21 protein-coding genes and 1 pseudogene are annotated in these 23,460 nt (G+C 65.2%); 14 read left to right on the plus strand and 8 right to left on the minus strand.

Annotation, left to right across the window (positions count from 1 at the left end):
- The first annotated feature begins 25 nt into the window (after window positions 1–25).
- From I6F35_RS17510 to I6F35_RS17525, 4 genes are all read left to right on the plus strand, one after another.
- Window positions 26–529 carry a hypothetical protein gene (locus I6F35_RS17510; protein WP_225118935.1) on the plus strand — a complete coding sequence of 168 codons (504 nt, stop codon included), beginning with the start codon at window positions 26–28 and terminating at the stop codon, window positions 527–529.
- A 101-nt stretch (window positions 530–630) separates the two neighbouring features.
- Window positions 631–1,050: an NUDIX hydrolase gene (locus tag I6F35_RS17515; RefSeq protein ID WP_225118936.1), complete on the plus strand. Its 420-nt coding sequence runs from the start codon at window positions 631–633 to the stop codon at window positions 1,048–1,050.
- 64 nt (window positions 1,051–1,114) lie between these two features.
- Window positions 1,115–1,492 carry a TIGR02301 family protein gene (locus I6F35_RS17520; RefSeq protein WP_225118937.1) on the plus strand — a complete coding sequence of 126 codons (378 nt, stop codon included), beginning with the start codon at window positions 1,115–1,117 and terminating at the stop codon, window positions 1,490–1,492.
- Window positions 1,493–1,634: 142 nt separating this feature from the next.
- On the plus strand, window positions 1,635–1,898 hold the full coding sequence (locus tag I6F35_RS17525; protein WP_225118938.1) for a hypothetical protein: 264 nt from the start codon (window positions 1,635–1,637) through the stop codon (window positions 1,896–1,898).
- Between the two features lie 123 nt (window positions 1,899–2,021).
- Here the strand turns inward: I6F35_RS17525 and I6F35_RS17530 are convergent, their stop codons facing one another.
- On the minus strand, window positions 2,022–3,356 hold the full coding sequence (locus I6F35_RS17530; protein WP_225118939.1) for a dihydroorotase: 1,335 nt from the start codon (window positions 3,354–3,356) through the stop codon (window positions 2,022–2,024).
- Between the two features lie 129 nt (window positions 3,357–3,485).
- On the opposite strand from I6F35_RS17530, the gene I6F35_RS17535 reads away from it, so the two are divergent.
- From I6F35_RS17535 to I6F35_RS17575, 9 genes are all read left to right on the plus strand, one after another.
- Window positions 3,486–4,367 (plus strand): folate-binding protein, encoded by an 882-nt coding sequence (locus I6F35_RS17535; protein ID WP_225118940.1) that lies wholly within the window; start codon window positions 3,486–3,488, stop codon window positions 4,365–4,367.
- Complete coding sequence (locus I6F35_RS17540) at window positions 4,364–4,990, plus strand: DNA-3-methyladenine glycosylase I (protein ID WP_225118941.1); 627 nt, start codon at window positions 4,364–4,366, stop codon at window positions 4,988–4,990. The genes I6F35_RS17535 and I6F35_RS17540 overlap by 4 nt, the downstream gene beginning before the upstream one ends.
- Window positions 4,987–5,604, plus strand: a complete 618-nt coding sequence (locus I6F35_RS17545; protein WP_225118942.1) for an HD family hydrolase — start codon at window positions 4,987–4,989, stop codon at window positions 5,602–5,604. The genes I6F35_RS17540 and I6F35_RS17545 overlap by 4 nt, the downstream gene beginning before the upstream one ends.
- 131 nt (window positions 5,605–5,735) lie before the next feature.
- The gene (locus I6F35_RS17550) at window positions 5,736–6,242 is read left to right on the plus strand and encodes a protein-tyrosine phosphatase family protein (RefSeq protein WP_225119045.1); all 507 of its coding nucleotides are present in this window, start codon (window positions 5,736–5,738) and stop codon (window positions 6,240–6,242) included.
- Between the two features lie 118 nt (window positions 6,243–6,360).
- Window positions 6,361–9,042: a DUF2339 domain-containing protein gene (locus I6F35_RS17555; protein WP_225118943.1), complete on the plus strand. Its 2,682-nt coding sequence runs from the start codon at window positions 6,361–6,363 to the stop codon at window positions 9,040–9,042.
- Between the two features lie 37 nt (window positions 9,043–9,079).
- Window positions 9,080–9,652, plus strand: a complete 573-nt coding sequence (locus I6F35_RS17560; protein ID WP_225118944.1) for a TetR/AcrR family transcriptional regulator — start codon at window positions 9,080–9,082, stop codon at window positions 9,650–9,652.
- 51 nt (window positions 9,653–9,703) lie between these two features.
- On the plus strand, window positions 9,704–10,678 hold the full coding sequence (locus I6F35_RS17565) for a zinc-dependent alcohol dehydrogenase family protein (RefSeq protein ID WP_225118945.1): 975 nt from the start codon (window positions 9,704–9,706) through the stop codon (window positions 10,676–10,678).
- Window positions 10,679–11,002: 324 nt separating this feature from the next.
- Window positions 11,003–11,443 carry a FecR domain-containing protein gene (locus I6F35_RS17570; RefSeq protein WP_225119046.1) on the plus strand — a complete coding sequence of 147 codons (441 nt, stop codon included), beginning with the start codon at window positions 11,003–11,005 and terminating at the stop codon, window positions 11,441–11,443.
- Between the two features lie 6 nt (window positions 11,444–11,449).
- Window positions 11,450–13,348, plus strand: coding sequence for an adenylate/guanylate cyclase domain-containing protein (locus I6F35_RS17575; protein ID WP_225118946.1), 1,899 nt, complete (start codon window positions 11,450–11,452; stop codon window positions 13,346–13,348).
- Here I6F35_RS17575 and I6F35_RS17580 read toward each other — a convergent pair.
- The 6 genes and pseudogenes from I6F35_RS17580 to I6F35_RS17605 form a co-directional block, all read right to left on the minus strand.
- Window positions 13,314–13,547, minus strand: a complete 234-nt coding sequence (locus tag I6F35_RS17580; protein ID WP_225118947.1) for a hypothetical protein — start codon at window positions 13,545–13,547, stop codon at window positions 13,314–13,316. The genes I6F35_RS17575 and I6F35_RS17580 overlap by 35 nt on opposite strands.
- A 148-nt stretch (window positions 13,548–13,695) precedes the next feature.
- A complete protein-coding gene (locus I6F35_RS17585) occupies window positions 13,696–14,295 on the minus strand; it encodes a hypothetical protein (protein WP_225118948.1) in 600 nt (199 codons plus the stop codon).
- Window positions 14,296–14,399: 104 nt separating this feature from the next.
- Window positions 14,400–15,386: an MDR family oxidoreductase gene (locus I6F35_RS17590; protein ID WP_225118949.1), complete on the minus strand. Its 987-nt coding sequence runs from the start codon at window positions 15,384–15,386 to the stop codon at window positions 14,400–14,402.
- A gap of 155 nt (window positions 15,387–15,541) precedes the next feature.
- A complete protein-coding gene (locus tag I6F35_RS17595) occupies window positions 15,542–16,792 on the minus strand; it encodes an MFS transporter (protein ID WP_225118950.1) in 1,251 nt (416 codons plus the stop codon).
- A gap of 203 nt (window positions 16,793–16,995) precedes the next feature.
- Window positions 16,996–18,465, minus strand: a complete 1,470-nt coding sequence (locus I6F35_RS17600; RefSeq protein ID WP_225118951.1) for a cell wall hydrolase — start codon at window positions 18,463–18,465, stop codon at window positions 16,996–16,998.
- Between the two features lie 261 nt (window positions 18,466–18,726).
- Window positions 18,727–19,967 (minus strand): annotated as a pseudogene (locus tag I6F35_RS17605) (MFS transporter).
- A 123-nt stretch (window positions 19,968–20,090) separates the two neighbouring features.
- Here I6F35_RS17605 and I6F35_RS17610 point away from each other — a divergent pair.
- Window positions 20,091–20,549, plus strand: a complete 459-nt coding sequence (locus tag I6F35_RS17610) for a helix-turn-helix domain-containing protein (protein ID WP_225118952.1) — start codon at window positions 20,091–20,093, stop codon at window positions 20,547–20,549.
- Window positions 20,550–20,794: 245 nt separating this feature from the next.
- On the opposite strand, the gene I6F35_RS17615 is transcribed toward I6F35_RS17610, so the two are convergent.
- A complete protein-coding gene (locus tag I6F35_RS17615) occupies window positions 20,795–23,356 on the minus strand; it encodes an ATP-binding protein (protein WP_225118953.1) in 2,562 nt (853 codons plus the stop codon).
- Between the last annotated feature and the right edge of the window lie 104 nt (window positions 23,357–23,460).

Genomic DNA, 23,460 nt, shown 5'->3' on the forward strand with positions numbered 1-23,460 from the left:
TCGAACACTGGTTAGGATGAATTCAATGGGCTTACCAGCAGCGGAATCCGATCGCCCGACACCGCGACCGGCAGGCTCGGACGAGGCCCGGGCCGCGCAATTGCGCGCCGCCAACATCAATCCGCGCACCGGGCTTGCCACCGATTACCTCAATCACTTCAACGAAGCCATCATGCTGCTCGAAATGATTCCGGACATGGCGGAATGCGCCGAGGATTTCATGAGCTGGCGCCCGCTGTCCTATGCCGAGCATTTCACGGCCTCCAACTTCAGGGCGCGCGACCTCGCGATCGAGGCCTATGAAGCGGCCGATCCCAAGGTCCGCGCCGAGTTCGACAACATCACGACAACCATGACCTCGATCCTGACGGCCGTGAGCGCCGCGATGGGCAAGGTGCGTCAGGACAAGACCCGCGCCAAGCTCGCCGAGCAGGCCACGATCTGGGTCAAGCCGCTGGTCGCACTCGCCGGCGGCATCATCAATGGCGGCACCGAAGCCGACATCGAGCGGATCATGGCGAGCGAGTAGCGAGAGCGTGGCCATGGCTGGGCTTGACGAACTCTGCGGTTAACCTTTCGCCGCCAATCGGGCATGATCGGCGCCGATTTCTCTCCGTCCTGGATCGCTTCTTGACCTCCCCTGCCCAGCCTGCCCGTCCCCAGCTTGCCGTTTCCGGCGCAATCTTTCGCGACGGCAAGGTGCTGCTCGTCCGCCGCGCGCGCTCGCCCGGCAAGGGCTTCTATTCGCTGCCGGGCGGCCGGGTCGAATTCGGCGAATCCCTGCATACGGCGCTGCACCGCGAGGTCGACGAGGAGACCGGGCTCCGCATCGACATTGTCGCGCTGGCCGGCTGGCGCGAGGTGCTGCCGGGTTCGGCCGGCGGCGAGCATTATCTGATTATGTCGTTCGCGGCGCGATGGGCGGCGGGAGAGCCCAAGCTGAACGATGAGCATGATGACTTCAAATGGCTCGATCCTGATGAGATCGGCGATCTCAAGGTCACCGGCGGCCTGCAGGAGGTGATCCAGGCGGCCCGGCGGCTGATTTGAAGCCTTGTGGCGCGGCCTCCCGGCGCCTTGCCTGCAGCACAATCCAGGGGCATATGACGCTTCCATGTCGAAATATCTCCTGGCCGCTCTCATCCTGGTCACTGCATGCAATCTCTCGCCTGCGCGGGCGGAGGATGCGGCGGCGCCGTTCGACGGCGATCTGCAGCGGCTCGCCGAGATCCTCGGCACCCTGCATTATCTGCGCGGCATCTGCGGCAGCAACGAAGGCGCCAAATGGCGCAACGAGATGCAGGCGCTGATCGACGCCGAAACCCCTTCCGGCGACCGCCGCGCCCGCATGATCGCCGGCTTCAACCGCGGCTATAACGGGTTCCAGCAGACCTACCGCAGTTGCACGCCGGCAGCCGTCGTGGCGATCCGCCGCTACGTCGAGGAGGGTTCGAAGATCTCGCGCGACCTGACCGCTCGCTACGCCAACTGAGCCGCGCGGAACGATCGATAGAGCTTGGCTCGCGCCATTAACCTTTCCTAAAGATGTGGCCTAGGCGTGCCCAATCCGCATGCTACAGCTTTGTGCATGACGTGATTCGCCGTGAATCGCGCCGACATGCTCCGTGAGTTTCATGCGCATTCCAGCGTTCTCGATTGCCCGCGATCCCCTGCCCGACCACGAGCAGAAGCAGGCCGCGCTCAGCTACCTGAACGAAGCCTGGGCCGAAGCACGCCATGACGGCATCGACGGCGACTGCCTCGCGCAGGCGAGCCTGTTCGCCGCGCTGGCCGAACTGGTCGGCACCTATGGCGAGGAAGCGGTCGCGAAGTTCGTCGAAGGGCTGCCGGCGCGCGTGCGCAACGGCGAGTTTTCGCTGGCGCTGGCACGGCAGTAAGTCTCCACCTACTCAGTCGTCATCACCCGCGAAGGCGGGTGATCCAGTAAGCGGCAGCTTCTCGATTCTGCACTGCCGTCTCTGGAATACTGGGTCACCCGCCTTCGCGGGTGACGACAGCGACTATTGCCTCAGCGTCTCCAAGAACCGCACCGGCTCGCCCAGCGATGGCGTCACTACTTCGCCCTGCCACATCACCCGCTTGCCGCGGACGAATGTGCCCACCGGCCAGCCGGTGACGCGCATCCCGTCATAGGGCGTCCAGCCCGCGCGCGAGACGATCCATTGGTTGGTGATGGTCTCGCTGCGCTTGAGATCGACAATGGTGAAATCGGCGTCATAGCCGGCCGCGATGCGGCCCTTGCAGGCGATGTTGAAGAGCCGCGCCGGGCCGGCGCTGGTGAGGTCGACGAAACGCGCCAGCGACAGCCGGCCGGCGCTCACGTGATCGAGCATCAACGGCACCAGCGTCTGCACGCCGGTCATGCCGGAGGGCGAGGCCGGATAGGACTTGGCCTTCTCTTCCAGCGTGTGCGGGGCATGATCGGAGCCGAGCACGTCGATGATGCCCTGCTCGATGCCGTACCAGATCCTCTCGCGATGATCGGCCGAGCGCACCGGCGGATTCATCTGCGCGCGGGTGCCGAGCCGCTCATAGCATTCCGGCGCGGCCATGGTGAGGTGATGCGGCGTCGCCTCGCAGGAGGCGACATCCTTGTGGTCGCGCAGGAAATCGATCTCCTGCTTGGTCGAGATGTGCAGTACGTGGATGCGCTTGCCGGTCTCATGCGCGAGCTTGACCAGCCGCTGCGTCGCCATCAGCGCGGCGACCTCGTCGCGCCAGAGCGGATGCGAGCGCGGATCGCCCTCGATCCTGAGCGGCTTGCGATCGTTGAGGCGGTATTCGTCCTCGGCGTGAAAAGCAGCCCGGCGGCGGATCACCTGGAAGATGCGCCGCAGGCTTTCGTCGTCCTCGACCAGCAGCGTACCGGTGGAGGAGCCGATGAACACCTTGACGCCGGCGCAGCCCGCCGCGCGCTCGAGCTCCGGCAGATCCTGCACGTTCTCGCGGGTGCCGCCGATGAAGAAGGCAAAATCGCAATGCATGCGGTGATGGGCGCGCTTCACCTTGTCGGTGAAGGCGGCTTCCGTCACCGTCAGCGGATCGGTGTTGGGCATCTCGAACACCGCGGTGACGCCGCCCAGCACCGCGCTGCGCGATCCAGTTTCGAGATCTTCCTTGTGGGTCGGGCCGGGCTCGCGGAAATGCACCTGGGTGTCCATCACCCCGGGCAGGACATGCAGGCCCTTGCAGTCGATCACCTCGTCGGCCGAATCACAGTTCAGGCCGCCGATCTCGGCGATGCGGCCATTCCTGATACCGATGTCGCGGACGCCTTCGCCGTCCTGATTGACCACGGTGCCGGATTTTAGAATGGTGTCAAAACGCTGATTCATCGTTCCTCGCGCCCGTGTTCAAGCTGCCTGCCGGGCCTTGTTCGGTGTAGTTTAGCGCCTTAACTTCGCAGGGGATATCCGCTAGCTCCGTTTCCCAAAGGAACCTTGGAACAGGCCGAATAAAGCCGCATGAAAGCAGCATTTCTACCCGATCGAGGCGTGGTCAAGGTGACGGGCGAGGACGCCCGCAACTTCCTCAACGGCCTCGTCACGTCAGACCTGACCGACCTTGCGCCGGGTATGGGCCGGTTCGGCGCGCTGCTGACCCCGCAGGGCAAGATCATCGTCGATTTCCTGGTCACGGAGGCGCCCGCCGGCCATGGCGGCGGCTTCCTGATCGACGTGCCGCGCGCACTCGCGCAGGCGCTGGCCGACAAGCTGCGCTTCTACAAGCTGCGCGCCAAGGTCGCGGTCGAGAACCTCTCCGACGGGCTCGGCGTATTGGCCGCCTGGGATGGCGAGCCCGCGGTGAAGCCCGATCTCTGCTTCGCCGATCCCCGCAACGACGCGCTGGGTTTCCGCATCCTGGTGCCGGAGGATTTGAAAGAGAAGGTTGTGGGTCTGATCGGTGCCGACCTCGTCGACAGCGCCGCCTATGAGGCGCACCGCATTGCGAGCGGCATCCCGCGCGGCGGGCTCGATTTCAGCTATGGTGACGCCTTCCCGCACGAGACCAACATGGACCGGCTGCACGGCGTCGATTTCGACAAGGGCTGCTATGTCGGCCAGGAAGTGGTGTCGCGGATGCAGCATCGCGGCACCGCGCGCACGCGCACCGTCAAGGTCATCCTGGAGGATCTTTCGCCCGAACCGGGTGCCACCATCCTCGCCGGCGACAAGCCGGTCGGCACCATGGGCTCGACCGCGGGCCAGAACGGCCTGGCGCTGGTCCGCACCGACCGCGTCACCGATGCGCTCGATGCCGGCCTTTCGCTTTCCGCCGGCGGCCTCGGCTTGAGGCTCGCCGAGCCTGACGTCGTCCGCGCCGCGCTGAAAAAGACGGTCGCATGAGCCGCACTGCGCAACTGCATCCCGACGGCAAGATTCGTTGCCCGTGGCCCGGCGAGGACCCGTTTTACGTCGCCTATCACGACGAGGAATGGGGCGTGCCGGAATATGACGACCGCGCGCTCTATGAAAAACTGATCCTCGACGGCTTTCAGGCCGGCCTCTCCTGGATCACGATCTTGCGCAAGCGCGAGAATTTCCGCAAAGCGTTCGACGACTTCCAGCCCGAGAAGATCGCGCGCTACAACGCCAAGAAAGTCCATGCGCTGATGAACGATGTCGGCATCGTGCGCAACCGCGCCAAGATCGAGGGCACGATCGCAAGCGCGAAGTCCTATCTGAAGATCATGGAGGAAGGGCCGGGCTTCTCGAAGTTCCTGTGGGATTTCGTCGACGGCCAGCCCAAGGTCAACGAGTTCAAGACCACGGCGAGCGTGCCGGCCTCGACGCCGCTGTCGGTCAAGGTCTCGAAGGAGCTGGCATCGCGCGGCTTCAAGTTCGTCGGCCCGACCGTCGTCTACGCCTTCATGCAGGCGACCGGCCTCGTCAACGATCATCTCGTCACCTGCTTCTGCCATGAGGCCTGCGGCGGCAAGCATCGCAGCCCGCGCTTCAAAGTGAAATGACCGGCAGAAGATCGCCGGCGGCAAAAGCTGATGCCCGTGCCTGGCAGCGCATGCTGTCGGGACGACGGCTCGATCTGCTCGACCCTTCGCCGCTCGACATCGAGATCGCCGACATCGCCCATGGGCTCGCCCGCGTCGCCCGCTGGAACGGGCAGACCAGCGGCGCGCATATCTTCTCGGTCGCGCAGCATACGCTGCTGGTCGAGGCGGTGATGCGCCAGGAGATGCCGCGTGTCGACGTCAGCGTACGACGCGCCGCGCTGCTGCACGATGCGCCGGAATATGTCATCGGCGACATGATCTCGCCGTTCAAGGCGGTGCTCGGCGGCGACTACAAGACGGTGGAGAAGCGCCTGCTCTCCGCGATCCACATCCGCTTCGGCCTGCCCTCGGTGCTGGCGGAGGAGATCACGCAGCAGATCAAGGCCGCCGACCGCGGCGCCGCCTATCTCGAAGCAACCCGCCTTGCGGGATTTTCCGAGGCCGAAGCCAAGCGCCTGTTCGGCCGCGATCCCGCACTGCCCGAGGCGACCGAGCGCGACTACCTGACACCGTGGACCGCGGCAAAAGCCGAGAAGCGGTTCCTCGAACGCTTCAAGGCGGTGGCGGAGTAATCTCGTAAGGTGGGCAAAAGCTAAGCGCGCCCACCATCGAGACCTCCGCGCGAAAAGGTGGCATGCTTCTCTTTGCCGACCCTGCCCGCAGCGGCTATAATCGCGGCAACCGAAATTGCCCAAGGATCATGATGCTTCACGTCTGCTCGCTCGCCGCGCTTCCCGAAACCGTCAGACTGACCGGCGCCAGCCATATCCTCACCGTGATGGCCAATGTCGCGCAGGTGCGGCGGCCGGCTTCCGTGCTCGAGGCGAACCATCTGCGGGTGCAGGTCGACGACATCACGGAGATCATGGACGGCTTCATCGCGCCATGCGATGAGCACATCGAGAAAGTGCTGAACTTCGTGCGGGGCTGGGACCGCAGCGCCCCGATGGTGGTGCACTGCTATGCCGGCATCAGCCGCTCGACCGCGAGCGCGTTCGCCGCCGCCTGCGCGCTCAATCCGCATCGCGACGAGGTCGAGATCGCGCGCAGGATCCGCGCCGCATCCCCGATTGCCTCGCCGAACCGGCTGATGGTGAGCCTCGCCGACAAGGCGCTCGGGCGGGAGGGGCGGATGCTGCGCGCGCTCGACGCGATCGGACCGGGCGCCATGAGCATCGAAAACCAGCCTTTCCGCGTCGACCTGGAGTAACCCGCGCGGAAATGCCGCCTTAACGATTGAACTTTTTGCGGGCCAACCACCACTCAATGGATTGCGACGACCGCGGACGTGACTGCTCATCGCGCCCGCGCGCCTGGCTGGAGGCCTGATGCAGGAGTTCATTGTTTTCGTCATTGCGGTTGTCGCATTTGCGTTTGCGCTGAAGGCAAGGAACGAGATGGCCGCACTGCGCACGCGGCTGGACGCCCTCGAAAGCGCGAACGCTGCGGCGGCACGGCCGGTGTCGCCACCGCCGCTCGCCCCGGAGCACGAACCTGAGCCGACGCTTGCGACCTCGCCGCCGGCCGCGGCTACGCCTCCGCCATTGCCGCCCGAGGCCCTCCAGCCGACGCCCGCCATAGCCGAGCAAGCAGCGGCGCCGGATACGCCAACCGGCGCACCACCACCACCGCCGCCACCCGGCTTCGAGGAGACCATCGGCACCCGATGGGTGGTGTGGATCGGCGGCCTGACGCTGGCGCTCGGCGGCTTCTTCATGGTGCGCTATTCGATCGAGGCCGGCCTGCTCGGTCCCGGCGTGCGCACCATGCTCGGCGGTCTGTTCGCGCTGGCGCTGCTCGCGGCCGGCGAATGGACGCGGCGCAATGAAAGCATTTCCACGATCGCGCCACTGCCATCAGCCAATATTCCCGCAATCCTCACCGCCGCCGGAACGGCGGTGGCATTCGCGACGGTCTATGCGGCCTATGCGCTCTACGACTTCCTTGCGCCCGCTACCGCCTTCGTGCTGCTCGGACTGGTCGCGCTTGGCACGCTTGCCGCGGCGCTGTTGCACGGGCCGGCGCTGGCCGGGCTCGGCGTCGTCGGCGCCTTCGCCACGCCGATCCTCGTATCATCCGAAAAGCCGGACTTCTGGGCGCTCTACATCTATCTTGCGATCGTCACCGCCGCATCCTTCGGCCTCGCGCGCATCCGGCTGTGGCGATGGCTTGCCGTTACCACGGTCGTGTTCGCGCTCCTCTGGACCTTCCCCTGCCTGCAATGCGGGCCGTCGATGATCGGGCCGCACGCCTTCCATGTCATCGCGGGATCCATCCTCGCCGCGCTATTGGTCGTCTGCGGCTTCATGTTCGGACCGGAGGCGGAGGGTGAACAGGTCGAGCCGATCTCGTCAGGCTCGCTGATCGCCTACCTGTTCGGCGCGCTGCTCATCGCACTGAACAGTTTTCACGCCGACCCGGCGCTGATCAGCTTCGGCCTGCTGGTCGCCGGCAGCCTGTTCGTCGCCTGGCGGGCGCCGGCGGCTACCGCCGCGATCATCGCCGCCGCGCTGTTCGTGTTCGTCGTGTTCGCCGAATGGGCCGTGCGCGGCAATCCGGACATGCTGGTGCTGCCCGGCGGCCCCCTGCCCGGCATCGGGCCGAGCGCCACCGACGGCTCGGTCTCGCTGCACATGACCACGGCGGCGATCTTCGCAGCGATGTTCGGCGTGAGCGGCTTCCTCGCGCAGCGCCGTTTCACTGCAACTGCGATCACCGTGCAGTGGGCGGCGGTGGCCACCTTCACGCCGCTGGCGCTGCTGATCGCGCTCTATGCCCGCATCGCGCAGCTCGACCGTTCCATTCCGTTCGCGATTCTTGCGGTGCTGCTCGCCGCGGCCTTCGCAGCCGCGACCGAATTCCTGTCCAGGCGCGAGGACCGGCCGGGACTATCAGCTTCGATCGCGCTGTTTGCGACCGGCACGCTCGCCGCGCTGGCGCTCGCGCTCACCTTCGCGCTGGAAAAAGGCTGGCTCACGATCGCGCTGGCGCTGATGTCACTCGGCACCGCCTGGATATCGCTGCAGCGGCCAATTGCCTTCCTGCGCACGTTGAGCGCGATCCTCGCCGGAATCGTGGTGCTGCGCATCGGCTACGAGCCGCGGATCGTCGGCGATGCCGTCGGCAGCACACCGATCTTCAACTGGCTGTTGTGGGGCTACGGCATTCCCGCCGCTTCGTTCTGGACTGCCGGCATTTTCCTGCGCCGCAACGGCGACGACGCGCCGCTCCGCGCGGTGGAGTCGGCCGCGATCCTGTTCACGGTCCTGCTCGCCTTCATGGAGATCCGCCACGCCGTCAACCAGGGCGACGTCTACCGCAACAGCGCCGGCCTCACCGAGATCGCGCTGCAGGTCTGCACGGCGCTGGCGATGGCGATCGGACTGGAGCGCTTGCGAATCCGCACCGCCAGCATCGTGCACAACATCGGCGCGGTGCTGCTGACAGTGTTCGCCGGTCTCGCCGCTATCTTCGGCCTGATGCTGCTGGAGACGCCGATCCTGTGGCCGATCAATGTCGGCGGCAGCTTCATCAACCTGCTCCTGCTCGGCTATGCCCTGCCCGCGGTGCTGGCACTGCTGTTGTCTTATGCGGTGGCGGAACGGCGTCCGGCCGCCTATGGCAATACGCTCGCGGCCGGTGCGCTGATCCTCGCACTCACCTATGTCAGCTTTGAAATCCGCCGGCTCTACCATGGCCCCGTGCTGTCGCACGGCCCGACCACGGGCGCCGAGCAATACACCTATTCGATCGCCTGGCTGACGTTCGGCGTCGTGCTGCTCGGGATCGGCATCGTCGTTGGCTCGCAGCGCGCGCGGATGGCTTCTGCCGCTGTCATCGCCCTGACCATCGTGAAGGCGTTCGTGGTCGACATGTCGCAGCTCACAGGCGTCTACCGCGCGCTGTCGTTCATGTGCCTCGGCGTCGTGCTGGTTGCGATCGGCTGGTTCTATCAGCGCATCCTGTTCCGGCGGCAGGCGGCGCCGCCGCCGGTCGCCAGCACGGGGTGAGCTTGGCGAAGCCTCTGCCAACGCGTAGATAGACGGCATGGCAAGACCGCGCAGTTTCGATCCCGACGAAGTGCTGGACCTCGCGCGCGACGTGTTCTGGCGGAAGGGTTTTCAAGGCACCTCGCTCGACGACATCACCACGGCGACAGGCCTGACGAAGCCGAGCCTCTATGCCGCCTTCGGCGACAAGAACGCGCTGTTCCTGAAGGTGCTCGACCGCTACCACGCCTATATCGTTGCGAAGGCCGAGCAGGTCGTCAATGACGGGCCCTCCGCGCGCGAGGCGATCCAGCGTTGGCTGACCGGCTTCGTGCCCCGTTGTTCCGGCGTCAAGGGCAGCCGGGGCTGCCTCTCGGTCAACACCGCCGTCGATGGCGTGGCCGAGACGGAGGTGCGGAAACGGATTCAGGCCTTCAACGGCAAGCTCGAGCAACTGCTGCGCGATCGCCTACGCGCCGACCGTACCCAGTTCGCTGACGATTTCGATCCCGACGCGGTCGCGCATACGATCATCGCGATCTATCAGGGGCTGATGGTGCTGGCAAAGGACGCCCCCGATGCGGCGCGCGTCCGCGCCACGCTCGACCAGACGATGAAGCTGCTTTCTTGACAGCGTCTCCACAATTATATACTATGTAGTATATAACTAGGAGGCGCTGCCATGAAGGCGATCCAGATCGAGGCGTTCGGCAACCCGGCCGAAGTCATGAAACTCGTTGACGTTCCCGATGTCGGCGCGCCCGCCGCTGGCGAAGTCGTGATCGCGCTGGAGGCCTCGCCGATCAACATGAGCGACCTCCTGATGATCTCGGGCCGCTACGGCTATCGGCCGAAGCTGCCGAGCATCGTGGGAACGGAAGGTGTCGGCCGGGTCCTGGCAGTCGGTGATGGCGTCACGCATCTGAAGCAAGGCGACCGTACGCTCATCCCCTATCCCTCGCCGGCCTGGGTCGAGCGCATCAAGGCCGATGCCGGCCGGTTGCGGGCGCTGCCCGACGGCGACCCGCTGCAACTGGCGATGCTCGGCATCAATCCCGCAACGGCATACCTGCTGCTGACCGATTTCGTCACGCTGCCTCCTGGCGCCTGGGTGATCCAGAACGCGGCCAATTCCGGCGTCGGCCGTGCACTGATCGGAATCGCGAAGTCGCTTGGGCTGAAGACCGTCAATGTCGTCCGCCGCGACGACGTCGTGGCCGACCTCCAGGCGAGCGGTGGCGACATCGTGCTGGTCGACGGACCGGATCTCAACAAGCGCGTCGCCACCGAGACCGGAGGCGCGCCGATCGCGCTCGCCATCGATGGCGTCGCCGACACCGCGACGATGAACCTGCTGACGTGCCTGGCGCCCAAGGGCGTGCTGGTATTCTACAGCGCGATCAGCGGTAAACCGTTCGTCGGCCCGGCGCAGCCTTTCATCTTCCGCGACATCGCGATGCGCGGCTTCTGGCTCGCCAACTGGTTCAACAGCGCGACCGCCGAGCAGGTCGCCGCGATGTATGAACGCCTTGCGCCGCTGGTGGCTTCCGGCGCCATCACCGCGCCGGTAGCGGGCACCTACCGTTTCTCGCAAATCCCCGAAGCGGTGGCGGTGGCGCAGAAGAACCGCGGCAAGGCGATCTTCATCCCGGGCTGAGCGGCGGCGGCGGGGATAAATCGGCAGGTGCCGATCGGGCCACGTGACCCGCGAGCCCGCCCCCGGGGGCGTGGCTCCGACATCACGTCTCCGTGACATGATCCTGTGCATGACGAAGTGTCGCGTCGCCTCACGCCATTGGCACTGGACCGGGGCAGACATTTTCTCGACATAGTGTGAGCTTCAAAGAGCGATATTGCAGCGACCGACCATTTTAGCGAGGGGAGCGTTTTGCACCGAGACATTGCGGGAGCGCTCGCGCGGCTGGCGAGCCTGGCGATCATCTGCGCAACACTTGCGATCCAGCCTGCGGCAGCGCAGACGATGGCCGCGACATGTCCGTCGCAGCCCGGCGCCCGAGGCACGCAGATCCTGCTCTGCCGCGACGGCCTGACCGTCGTCGCCGAGGAAGGCGCGAAGTTCACGCTGCAGGGCCACGATGGCAGCGCCACGTCGGTCGACCTCCAGAGCAAGGCGTTGCTGCTGGATGCGCCGAGGCAGCCGGGCAAGAATCGCTTTCGCGTCAATACCCCGCAAGCGATTGCCGCCGTGCGCGGGACCAAATGGGCGGTCGATGTGCAGGAGGCGAGGACATCGGTGCTGGTGCTGCAGGGCCGGGTCGCGGTGCGACGGCCGCGCGGCGGAAACCAGGTGGTGCTTGGTCCGGGCGAAGGCGTCGACGTTGATCCGGGAAACGAGCCGCTGGTGGTCAAGCGCTGGGGGCAGCCACGCGTCGATGCGCTGCTCGCGCGCCTCGGACAATGATCGCTGGTGAGCGGCCGGATCCCTCAAACGTCAATCGCGCTTCTGCTCTCCTTGGTCTGGGCGGCCGCGCTGGGCGTCGGCTACTGGAACGGCGACGTTCAATTCCTCGATCGCGCCGAAGGCGCGCTGACCGACTTGCGCCTGCTGGCGCGCGGCGAGCGCGCAGCGCCGGACTTCGTCACGATCGTTGCCATCGATGATGACACGGTCGCCAAGCGGGGCGGCTATCCGCTGCCGCGCGCCGACCTCGCCGCGATCATCGAGACGATCGCCCGCCATGAACCGCGCGCGATCGCGGTCGACCTGCTGCTGCTCGACCATGGCAAGGACGGCGGCGATACGGCGCTGGCCCAAGCGCTCGGAAAGCGCCCCTCCGCCATTGCAGCGGCCGCCGTGTTTCCCGATGCGATCCAGATCCTCGAGGCGGACGACAAGAGCCCGCTTGCGCGGTTGCCGCGGGCCGAGAAATTCCTGCGACCCCTTCCCCTGTTCGCGGAACATGCGGCGGTTGGCGTTGTCAACCTGACCACGGACAAGTCGGGCACGCCGCGCGGCATCCCCTTGCTGGTCCGCACCAGCGACAAGGTCGAGTTGTCGTTTCCGCTGCGCGTCGCCGCGCTTGCCGCCGGCAGCGATCCGGTGATCGAGGCGGACGGCGTGCGCCTTGCCGGCCGCAACATCCCGACCGACATCGATCATGTGCTTCCCCTCGCCTATTACGGCGCGCGCGGCACGGTGCCGACCGTGAGTGCCGCGTCGGTGTTGGACGGTGACGTCGCACAAGCGGCGATCCGCGACCGCATCGTCGTCATCGGTGTGACCGTGACGGGTGGCGGCGACGTGTTTCCGACGCCGTTCGATCCGGTGATGCCCGGCGTCGAGATCATCGCGACCGCGATCGATCATCTGATGACCGGCGGCGGCATCCTGCGCGATCGTTCGACACGCCTGATGGACGCGATGACGACGGTGGCGCTGACACTCGCGATCGTTGGCCTTTTGGCATGGCGGCGCAGCGCGGCCGGCCTGCTCTCGATCGCGGCGCTGGTGGCGATCTGGGCCGTCGCCAATTACATCGCGTTTTCGCGCGGCATCTGGCTCAGCGCCGCATTGCCGATCGCGGCCGCAGCGCCGCCCGCAATCCTGTTTGGCTCGATCCAGCTTTGGCTGAACCGCAGGCAGGCGCAGTACCTTGCAGTGAAAAACCAATTGCTGCAGCAATTCCAGGCGCCGGCGCTCAACAAATGGCTGACCGGCAATCCGGCGTTCCTGCTCGAGCCGCGGCACCAGAATGCCGCGGTGATCTTCATCGACCTCTCGGGCTTCACGGCATTGAGCGAGACGCTCGATATCGACGCGGGCCTGGCGCTGTTGAAGGATTTTCACACGCTCGTCGACGACGAGGTCGAGTCGCACAACGGGATCATCACGAGTTTCCTCGGCGACGGCGCCATGATCCTGTTCGGCCTACCGGAAGCGGCCGGCGACGATGCCCGCAGGGCCGCGCATTGCTCGGTCACGCTCTGCAACCGCGCCGCGCAATGGATCGATTCGTTGCCGGCTACCGTCGCGCCACGGATTGGCTTCAAGGTGGGAGCGCATTACGGCCCGATCGTCGCCTCGCGGCTTGGCGGCCGCTATCAGCACATCACTGCGACCGGCGATACGGTGAACGTGGCAAGCCGTCTGATGGAAGTTGCGGCCAAGTATGGCGCGGCACTCGCGCTGAGCGACGACCTGCTGCAGCGCGCCGGCCCCGCATCCGCACTGTTCGAGAGCGGCACGCTCAGCGGCCCCAGCGAGACGCGCATCCGCGGCCGCACCGGCCTGCTCTCGGTCTGGCTATGGCGCAACGACTCCCGCGGCAGCTTTAATCCACCGATTCCGCAATCAGGCGGATTCTGAACACGGGCTTCTTGCTCTCGTCGATCAATTCCATCTGCCACTCGGCGTCCTGCTTGAGGCTGCGCGCGATGCTGCCGAGAAGATTGCCGCTGACCTTAGTCATCTCGGCCCAGGCGGCCTCACGGCTTTCGAATTCGGATCCCTGATCGGACGCGCCCGCAAAGCGACCGTGGCTGATCCTGAAGAAATATTGCGGCATGAGGAACTCAGTTGTTGGCCCACCCCCGGCCGTCTCCAGATTAGATAGGAGGGCAGTCGCTACCAAGCCATGAATTCGCGAACCCGTAGCACTACGGGTCTTCGCTGCCGCCGCGATCAGATGAAGTCGGCGGGACCGACGATCTCGATTACTCGGTCGAACGGCGCAATTCCGCCGCGCCTTCCGGCTGCGTCGGTTCGGCCCTGGTTTCGGGCTTCACCGCGTCGAGCTTGGTGCGCTCGACCGGCGGCGTCTCGACGCGCGCGGACACTTCGGTGCGGGCGGCGTCGGCCGAGCGGGTCGCTTCCGAGGCACGCAGCGAGCGCGGCCGCGCCACCGAGCGCGCCAGCAGCATCTGCTTGACGCCCTGATGACGGAAGTCGCAATAGGCAAAGCCCATGCCCGACACCGAGCCACGGAACGAGCGGTCGTCGCGCTTGTCGAGGTTGAAGCAGGGCTCGAACGGAAGCCCCTTCAGCGAGGCACAGACGGCCTGGCCGCGAACCTGCAGGGTGTTGCCCGGCAGCCTGACATGGCGAATCGGACCGGAGCCGGAGAACTGGATCGAGCCGGCGGCGCCCATGTCATCGAGGATACGGCCCGCGCCGCGGGTGCCGTCAAAACAGGTGAAGGCGAATACTTTGCCGGCGACGAATCGCCTGGCCTCTTCGGCGTTCATCATCCCGGCCAGCGCGGGCACGACCGTCGCCGCGGCCATGACCGTCCCCAATAGCAGACGCGCAAGCATGAGCCACTCCACTTACCCAGCGCGGGCACCCCGCCTTTACCCGCTGCTTACCATATCAACCAAGGCAACATTGGAGCAGCTTGGTTGGTAAATTCTGAACGCCGTCAGACTATTTTTACCACGATACGGCCGCGGACCTCGCCCGCGAGGATTTTCGGGCCATAGGAGATCACTTCGTTCAGGCTGATTTCGTGAGTGATATCAGCGAGTTTGGCCTTGTCCAAATCGCTGGCGAGGCGGCTCCAGGCGCGCTTGCGACGCTCAATCGGGCACATCACCGAATCGATGCCAATAAGGCACACTCCGCGCAAAATGAACGGAGCAACCGAGGACGGCAGGTCCATGCCGGCCGCAAGCCCGCACCCGGCGATGGCGCCGCCGTACTTCGTCATGGAGAGGATGTTGGCGAGCGTGGTCGAGCCGACGCTGTCGACGCCGCCGGCCCAGCGTTCCTTGCCCAGCGGCTTGACGGGGCCGGTGAGCTCATCGCGGTCGATCACCTCCGCAGCGCCGAGACGCTTGAGGTAGTCCGCCTCCGATTGGCGGCCGGTGGAGGCGATCACGTGATAGCCGAGCTTCGACAGCACGGCTGTCGCAACCGAGCCGACCCCGCCGGCAGCCCCGGTCACCACGATCGGGCCGCTCCTGGGCACAATCCCGTGGTCCTCCAGCGCCAACACCGAGAGCATCGCGGTATAGCCGGCGGTGCCGATCGCCATCGCATCGCGCGCCGAGATCGCGTCGGGCAGGCGTACCAGCCAGTCACCCTTGACGCGCGCCTTCTCGGCATAGGCGCCGAGATGGGTCTCGCCCATGCCCCAGCCGTTGCAGACAACCTTGTCGCCGGCCTTCCAGTCGGGATGAGTGGATTGCTCGACGGTGCCGGCGAAATCGACGCCGGCGATCATCGGGAAGCGCCGCACCACCGGCGCCTTGCCGGTCAGCGCCAGACCGTCCTTGTAGTTCAGCGTCGACCATTCGACGCGGACGGTGACGTCGCCATCCATCAATTCCGCGTCGTCGAATTGCGTGAGCGTGGCGGTCGTCCCCTTGTCCGCCTTGTCGATCCTTATCGCCTTGAACGTTGCCACGATGGACCCTCCCGTACTTGCGTTGATCTCTCGCCCGTCATGGCCGGGCTTGACCCGGCCATCCACGCGCTTGGGCTTCGCTCGACTGTAAAGACGTGGATGCCCGGGACAAGCCCGGGCATGACGACGAATTTGTGCGGAATCTGTTTATCGCATCAGGCAGGCTGCGCAACCGGGCGCGACACCGGCGCTTCCACGATCGGCAGGTTGATCAGCGCCGACAGCACGCCGAACAGGATCGAGAGCCACCAGATCGGCGTGTAGGAACCGTAATGCTCGAACACGATGCCGCCAAGCCAGACGCCGAGGAACCCGCCGACCTGATGGCTGACGAAGGCAAAACCGTAGAGCGTGGCGAACCAACGCGTGCCGAACATCAGCGCCACCAGCGCCGAGGTCGGCGGCACCGTCGACAGCCAGGTGAGGCCGGAGACCGCGCCGAAGGCGACTGCGGAGAAAGTCGTGATCGGGAACGAGATGAAGGCCACCGTCGCCAGCGCCCGGGTGAAATAGATCACCGACAGGATGTAGCGCTTGGGGAAGAAGTTCTGGAGCCAGCCGACGCCGAGCGAGCCGATGATGTTGAACAGGCCGATCGCCGCGATCACCCAGCCGCCGGTCGAAGTCGGAATGCCGCGATCGACGAGATAGGCCGGCAGATGCACAGTGATGAAAGCAAGCTGGAAGCCGCAGGTGAAGAAGCCGAGCACGAGCAGTACATAGGAACGATGGCCGAATGCTTCCGCCAGCGCCGTCTTGAACGACTGCTGGTCGGCGGCCGGCGCATCCGTCGTCTGCGCCGGCGGCGTTGCGATCGCAAGCGACAGCGGCAGGATCAGAAGCATCAGCACGGCGAACACGGTCAGTGCGGCCTGCCAGCCGAAATTATCGATCAGCGCCACGCCGAACGGCGCGAACAGGAACTGGCCGAACGAGCCAGCGGCAGTGCCGGCGCCGAGCGCAAGGCCACGCTTCTCCGGCGGCAGCAATTTGCTGAACGCCGACAGCACCAGGTTGAAGGAAGAGCCGGACAGGCCGAAACCGATCAGGACGCCGGCACCGATGTCGAGCGACAGGGGCGTTGCCGAATAGCGCATCATGTAGAGGCCGCCGGCATAGAGCAGCGCGCCCACGATCATCACACGCATGATGCCGAAGCGGTCGGCGATCGCGCCGGCGATCGGCTGGCCCAATCCCCACAGCAGGTTCTGCAGCGCCAGCGCGAGGCCAAAGACGTCGCGGCCCCAGGCGAATTCGCGGCTCATCGGCTGCACGAAGAAGCCGAGCGCCGAGCGCGGCCCGAAGCTGAGCAGCGCGATCGCGCAGCCGCAGATGATGATGATCAACGGCGTGCGCCAGCTATCGAGGCGGGAGGAAGACCGAAGGTCGCCGGTGGTCACAGCCATCAATTTCCCCCTGCACGCTGCATCATTGGCGGTCCGACCCGCCGGACGAAAGGTTACAGGGAGTTAATGCATTTGCATGAAAACCCCAAGGGGGCCCGGAGAGAAAAATTTCAGCGCAGGGCAGCTCTGCAGAATGATGGGAACGCTATGCCGTCGTCCCGGCGAAAGTCGGGACGACGGCAGACTTATCGCCGGTGTGAAGTCTATCGCTTCGCAGTCGCCTGTTCGGCGGAGCTTTGCGCGGCCTCGGCGAGCTCTGCGGAAATCTCCGCGGTCTCGGCCGGGCTGCCCCAGCTCGGCGCGTCGCTGCCATTGCCCCAGGCGCGTGGGCGATAGAAGGTGTGGACGCCGAACTTGTACATCTTCTTCATTTCGCTGACCCAGGACGGCCGCACCCAATAGGCGTGATAGTGCGTCGATCTGTCGACCTCGGGCAGCCAGAGCCGGCCATCGAGCATCGCCTTGGCGATCTTCCGCGCGCGGTCCCACATATCGGGCTCGCGGATGACGTCGCGGACGTTGTCGCAGGCGAAGGTGAACTGGCAGGCGAAGTGGCGGTACTTGTTCTGGTAAACCACGCCGCACACCGTAGTCGGATATTTGCCGGAGAAGGCGCGGTTCAGCACCACCTGCGCCACCGCGATCTGGCCGCGCACCGCCTCGCCCCTTGCTTCGAAATAGACGGCTTCGGCAAGACACTTTTCCGACTTGGCGCGCGACTTCTCGTCGAACAGGCCGAGCCGCTCGGCCGGCGTCTTGGCGTGCTGGTTGTCGGCATTGACCTCGCCCTTCGGCGCGATGCTCTCGCCCATGTCGCCGGCGCGCACCGGGCCATCGGCATCGACCGGCAGCGAGGTCATCACCTTCATGTCCGGATCAGGCGAGGCATCGGGCACGACGATCGTCGGCTCCTCGCCGGGCTGCCAGCGCTCCATGGTCTCGGGTGTTCCAAGCGACGAGCCGAAGAACAGGTTCGAGGTCTTGAACGAGAATGCGTCGCGCGGCGGCGCCGCGGTCTCGGGCGCGGCGGTCGGCACCTTGGGCTGCGCGTTCCTGACGTCGCCGCGCGGACTGGCCGCGGGCGACAGCGCAACATCGGATGGCGGCTGCGCCGGCGCATATTGTGGCAATGGCGGCGCATTGAGCGCGGCCTGCAATTCCGGATCGAGCGGCCCTTGCGCGGCGGGCGCAGCAGTCTTCATGCCCTTGACGGAAGAATTCGAGGTCGAGGGATCCTCGCTTGCCGGCCTGGACTCGCTGGGCATGGCTTCAGCCGGCATCGTCGGCGTGACGATGAGACGATCGCCCTTCAGCGTGCGATCGACCTTGGGAAAGTCGGAGGCGACATAGCGCGGCGGCGGCGCGACGATCGGATTGCGGGTGATGGAACCGGCAAGGTCGCCGCCCTGGCTGTCCAGCCGCGCCAGCCGATAGGTCGCAGTTTGCGGCGAGGACGTTCCGATCGGTCGGCCGAAACTGTAGGCGGCGACGTGGATCGTGCCCATGGCGGAGAACATGCGCTTCTGCCAGCGCTCGGCGACGCCGGGCTGACGGGCAAGCAGTGACGCGATGTCCTGATATCCGATCTCGGTCGGCATCAATGCGAAGATGCTAAGACCGAGTCCGAAGAGCGCGAACCGTGCGCCCTTCGGATGGTTACGCAACACTAACATCGATACGCTCACGCAACGCTTACACCGATCGAACGCAGTCCATCCGTGCAATTCGACCAAATTTGTTGGTATCGAATTTAGGTTGCCGCGGAGTTAATCGACGTGGCTTGCGCGCTACACACAAGAGATCGCAGGAATTTTGCGCGACGCATCGAATGCATTGGTAAATGCCTCGCGGATGAAAGTGGTAAATACGAGGTCAACGAACAGAGTGAACAAAGTCTTCGCGCACAGAGTTGCTCGCGTTCCAAATACTCTCGTCTATCCTGAAGCGACCGGGGACATCCGCGCCTGCAGCGACGAAGCCGCGCGACGCGTTGAGGCCCAGACCAGCAACGCAGCAGCGCTGAAAGCCGCTCCCACCATCGAGACGCTGGTCCACCCCGCGTATGCATTGGCGGTCGTCGCTGCGATGGCGCCGATCGCGCTGCCGATCGAATAGAACACCATGTAGCCGCCGACGAGGCGGCTGCGTGCCTCCGGGTAAAGCGCGAAGATGATGCTTTGATTGGTCACGTGGACCGCCTGACCGCGAGGTCGAGCAGCACCACGCCGACGACGAGCGCCGGGATCGAGACCGGCAGCAGCGCGATCAGTCCCCACGATGCAAGCAGGAGCATGAGCGACAGGCCCGTTGTCCATTGGCCGAGACCACGATCGACCAGCCTGCCCGCGCTGCCTGCTGCAGCGGCGCCAGCCACACCGACGAGGCCGAAAAGGCCGATCTGGCCATGCGAGAACGAGAACGGGGCAGCACTCAGCGGAAGCACCAGCGCCGTCCAGAAAGTGCTGAATGCTGCAAATATGAACAGCGCGAGGATGCCGCGCACGAGAAGGATCCGCTCGCGCAGGAAGAGCCTCGGGATGGAACGCAGCGTGACGAAATAGCTGTCGGAGCTTTCCGGCGGAAGATGTTTCGGCAGGATGCGGAAGAGAATGCCGGCCATGGCGAATGTCAGCGCCGCGGAGGTCAGATAGACCACGCGCCAACCGCCGAGATCGGCGAGGATTCCGGCGACGAAGCGCGCGGCCAGGATGCCGATCACAACGCCGCTGATCACCGTTCCGACTGCCTTGCCGCGCTCGGAAGGCAAGGCCAGCGTAGCGGCAAACGCCACAAGCACCTGGACCACGACCGCCACCAGGCCGACCACCGCCATGCCGGCGAACAGCACGCCTTCGGTCCCGGCTGTCGCGACAGCCACAAGAGCCGCCGCCGACATGATGCCCTGGATCACGACAAGACGACGACGGTCGAAGAGATCGCCAAGCGGCACGATGAAGATCAGCCCGCACGCGTAGCCGATCTGCGTGAGCGTCACGACGAGGCCGATCACCGCCGGTGCAATCCCGAAATCATCGGCCATCGCATCGAGCAGCGGCTGGGCATAGTAGATATTGGCGACACTCAGACCTGCGGCGACGGCAAAGATCAGCGTCGTGGTCTTCGACAGCCCGCCATGCCGCCGGTTTGCCGCTTCGTCCGTCTCAATGCGTCCCATCGCATCAACTCCTCTTCGCGAGCGCTATTGATCTAGTCCTATGTTAAGACTAGTTGCACTCAGCAAATCTAGTTCTATTTTAGAACCAGATTCGATGCCTTTGGCGCGAGGGAGATGGCAGCTATGGTAAAGCGTGTGAGCCTGTCGGGGGCGGAGTGCCCGGTGGCGCGGGCGCTGGATGTGATCGGCGACTGGTGGTCGCTGCTGATCATCCGGGATGCCTTCGAAGGCGTGCGGCGCTTCAGCGAGTTCCAGACGGGGCTCGGAATCGCAAAGGGGATGCTGGCGACGCGCCTGCGCGATCTCACCGAGAGGGGTGTGCTGGAGACCGCGCCGGCCTCCGACGGGAGCGCGTACAAGGAATACGTCCTGACCGAGAGCGGGCGCGGACTCTTCCTCGCGATCGTCGCGCTACGTCAATGGGGCGAGGACCATCTCTACCGCGCCGGCGAGCGGCATTCGGTGCTGGTCGATCGGACGAACGGCGACCCGGTCGCCCGCCTCGAACTGCAGGCGTCGGATGGACGCGTGCTGGCCTGGAACGAAACACAGGTGAGGAAAGCCGGAGAAGGCGCGGACTGAGCACCGCCGCACTCGAGCCAATTCTCGCACGATGAGATTTGGTAACACCGGCTTGTCCGCACGTTCACCTCTCCCGCTTGCGGGGGAGGTCGGGGCGTAAGCGCCGGGTGGGGGCTCTTTCCCCACGATCGGACAGCACTATTCGCGGAGATACCCCCACCCCAGCCCTCCCCCGCAAGCGGTCGCAAGCGGGAGAGGGAGCGCAGCTTCATCGCGGCTATACCTCAGCCTGATCGGATCACGATCTAGCCGTCGTGCAGGATTGCCTTCAGCCGACGGGCCAGGTCGGCAACGTGGAAGGGTTTCTCGATGATCGGAAACTCGTCCACGGCGTGATGCCGCTCCAACGCATCTCCGGCATAGCCCGACGTGAGCAGGATCTTGATGTCCGGGCACAGCCGGCGCGCCTCGCGCGCCAGCTCGATGCCGTTCATGCCGCTCGGCATCACGATATCGCTGAACAGGAGCGCGAAGCTCTCGCCGCTCTTCAACATCGTCAGCGCCTCGAGGCCGTTACGGGCGCAGACAATTTCGTAGCCGAACGAGCTCAACATCGCCGAGGTGACTTCGAGCAGGTCTTCATTGTCATCGACCACCAGGATCCGCTCCGATCCTCCCGGTATGGCTCGCGCCGTCCGCTCCTGCACCGGCGCATCAGGCGCCTTGTCGGCCTTGGGCAGGTAGAGCGCGACCGTAGTCCCTGCTCCCGGCGCGCTTTCGACCGTGATGTGCCCGCCGGACTGTCGAACGAAGCCGTAGACCATGCTGAGGCCGAGCCCGGTCCCTTTGCCGACTTCCTTGGTCGTGAAGAAGGGCTCGAAGATCCTGTCACGCACCTCGGGCGGCATCCCGTAGCCGGAATCCGTGACGGCCAGCCTGACATACGACCCGGCCAAACACTCCGCCACGGCCCCCTGCTCCAGCTCGACATTCCGCGTCTCGATCTCGAGCACGCCGCCGTCCGGCATCGCATCGCGTCCATTGATCGCGAGGTTGAGCAGAGCGGTCTCCAGCAGCGACGGATCGACGTGGCATTGCCACAATTGCTCGTCGGTCCGCAGCCTGACCTCGCATCCTCCCCCGACCGCCTGCTGGATCAGACCCTGAAACTCGGAAATGAGCTGGTTCGCGTTGACCAGTTTGGGATTCAGTATCTGCCGCCGCGAAAAGGCGAGAAGCTGCGAGGTCAGCTTCTCGCCTCGCTGGGTGGCGCGTCGCGCCGCCGCGGCGTACTGCCGAACCTTCGAAATGTCGGTGGCATCCTCGATCAGGTCGAGGCTGCCCGAGACCACCGTGAGCAGATTGTTGAAGTCATGCGCGATGCCGCCGGTGAGCTGGCCGACCGACTCCATCTTTTGGCTCTGGTGGAACTGCTCCTCGATCAGCCGGCGCGCTTCCAGTGCGTGCTTGTGATCGGTGATGTCGCGGAGAAAGATCGCCAGCCCCTGGCTGGAGGGAAACGCATTGACGGCGTACCAGACCTGTCGACGTGGACAGAACACTTCGAGGAATGCCGGCCGCTGCGTCGACGTCACCTCCAGGATCTGGCTGGTGATATCGAGGTCGTCGGCGTCCGGAAATGCCTCCTGCAGCGTCAGGCCCCTGACATCCTGCCCTTCCGCAATGTCTGCCCAGGCCGGTCCGTTGAGATAGGTGAGGCGCCAGTCCCTATCGATGATCAGCACGCTGTCGGTGGTGCTCTCGAAGATCATCGTAATCCGGGCCGCGGCTTCCTCCGCTTTCTTCCTCGCGTCGGACAGTTCGTGCTCGCGCTGTTCCAGCGCATCGGCCATGGTGTTGAATGCATCGGCCACCCGCGCGATTTCGGAAGTGCCGCGGATGTCCACCCGCCGGGTAAAATCGCCGAGCCGCCATCGGTTGGCGGCGTCGACCAATTGCCCGAGCGGGCGACGGACGAAGCGCCGTGCGCCCAATGATGTCAGGATCAGCACCAGCGCGGTGCTCAGGATGATCAGGAAGATGCCGCGCTGCGTGCCGTGCTGGATCGTGGTGAACGCCCGGTCCTTGTCCAGGCCAAAGCTGATCAGGAGGCCGCCGGAGCTGTCCGGCAAGGCCGCATAGCCGACGATCCGCTCCACGCCATCGAGATCCACGGTGTCGATGGCCCCGGATTTCTCGAGGACAGGATCACGCCCCTGGCTCAGTGTCCTCCCGACAAAGTGAGCATTGTCGGGATAGCGGGCGAGATACCTGCCGTTGCGATCCATGATTCCGAGCGCCGCTCCCGCCGGGGCGCCCTTGCGGGCAATGTAGTCGGCGAGCCAATCCAGGCTGAGGGTTGCGATGATGGCGCCCCCCATCTGTCCGTCCGGTTCGTAGAATGGTAATGCGAACTGAATGGCCCTTCGACCGGACGACAGCCCTAGCGAGAACTCGCCGACGGAGAATGCGCCGGTTTTCCGCAAATTGGCGAAATAGGCCCTTCCCGAGACATTGACCGGCTTGCGGTTGTCGTCGGGCGCGCAGAAGGTGACGCCGTTCAGATCGGTGACGACGATGGTGAGAAAGCCCGGGAATCGCTGCTTTATCGCGCCCATATAGGCGTTGCACGAAGCGCTATCCCTGGCCTTGATCGACGGAAGCTCCGACAGCGTGATCAGGACCTGATGAATGCCCTGGATGATCTGCTGTTGCTCCGCGGCGGCAAGTTCAGCCAGATTGAGGGCTTGGTTCTGCACCTCGATCTGCCGCGCGCGACGCAGGTCAAATTCATTATACGCTTGGATCGCTATTGCCGGCAGCAGAGCGACAGCCACCAGCACAAGCAGCCGTGATAAAAGCGTCACTTCCCATCAGGCCCCGACCCTGACGCTCGTCCGCCATGGCGCCGACGCTGCCCTGATCTCAATTGACGCAAAAACAATCTGAACCATCTCATGCCAACCTCAAC

It is taken from the genome of Bradyrhizobium sp. BRP22 (assembly GCF_020194175.1).
Lineage (GTDB): Bacteria > Pseudomonadota > Alphaproteobacteria > Rhizobiales > Xanthobacteraceae > Bradyrhizobium.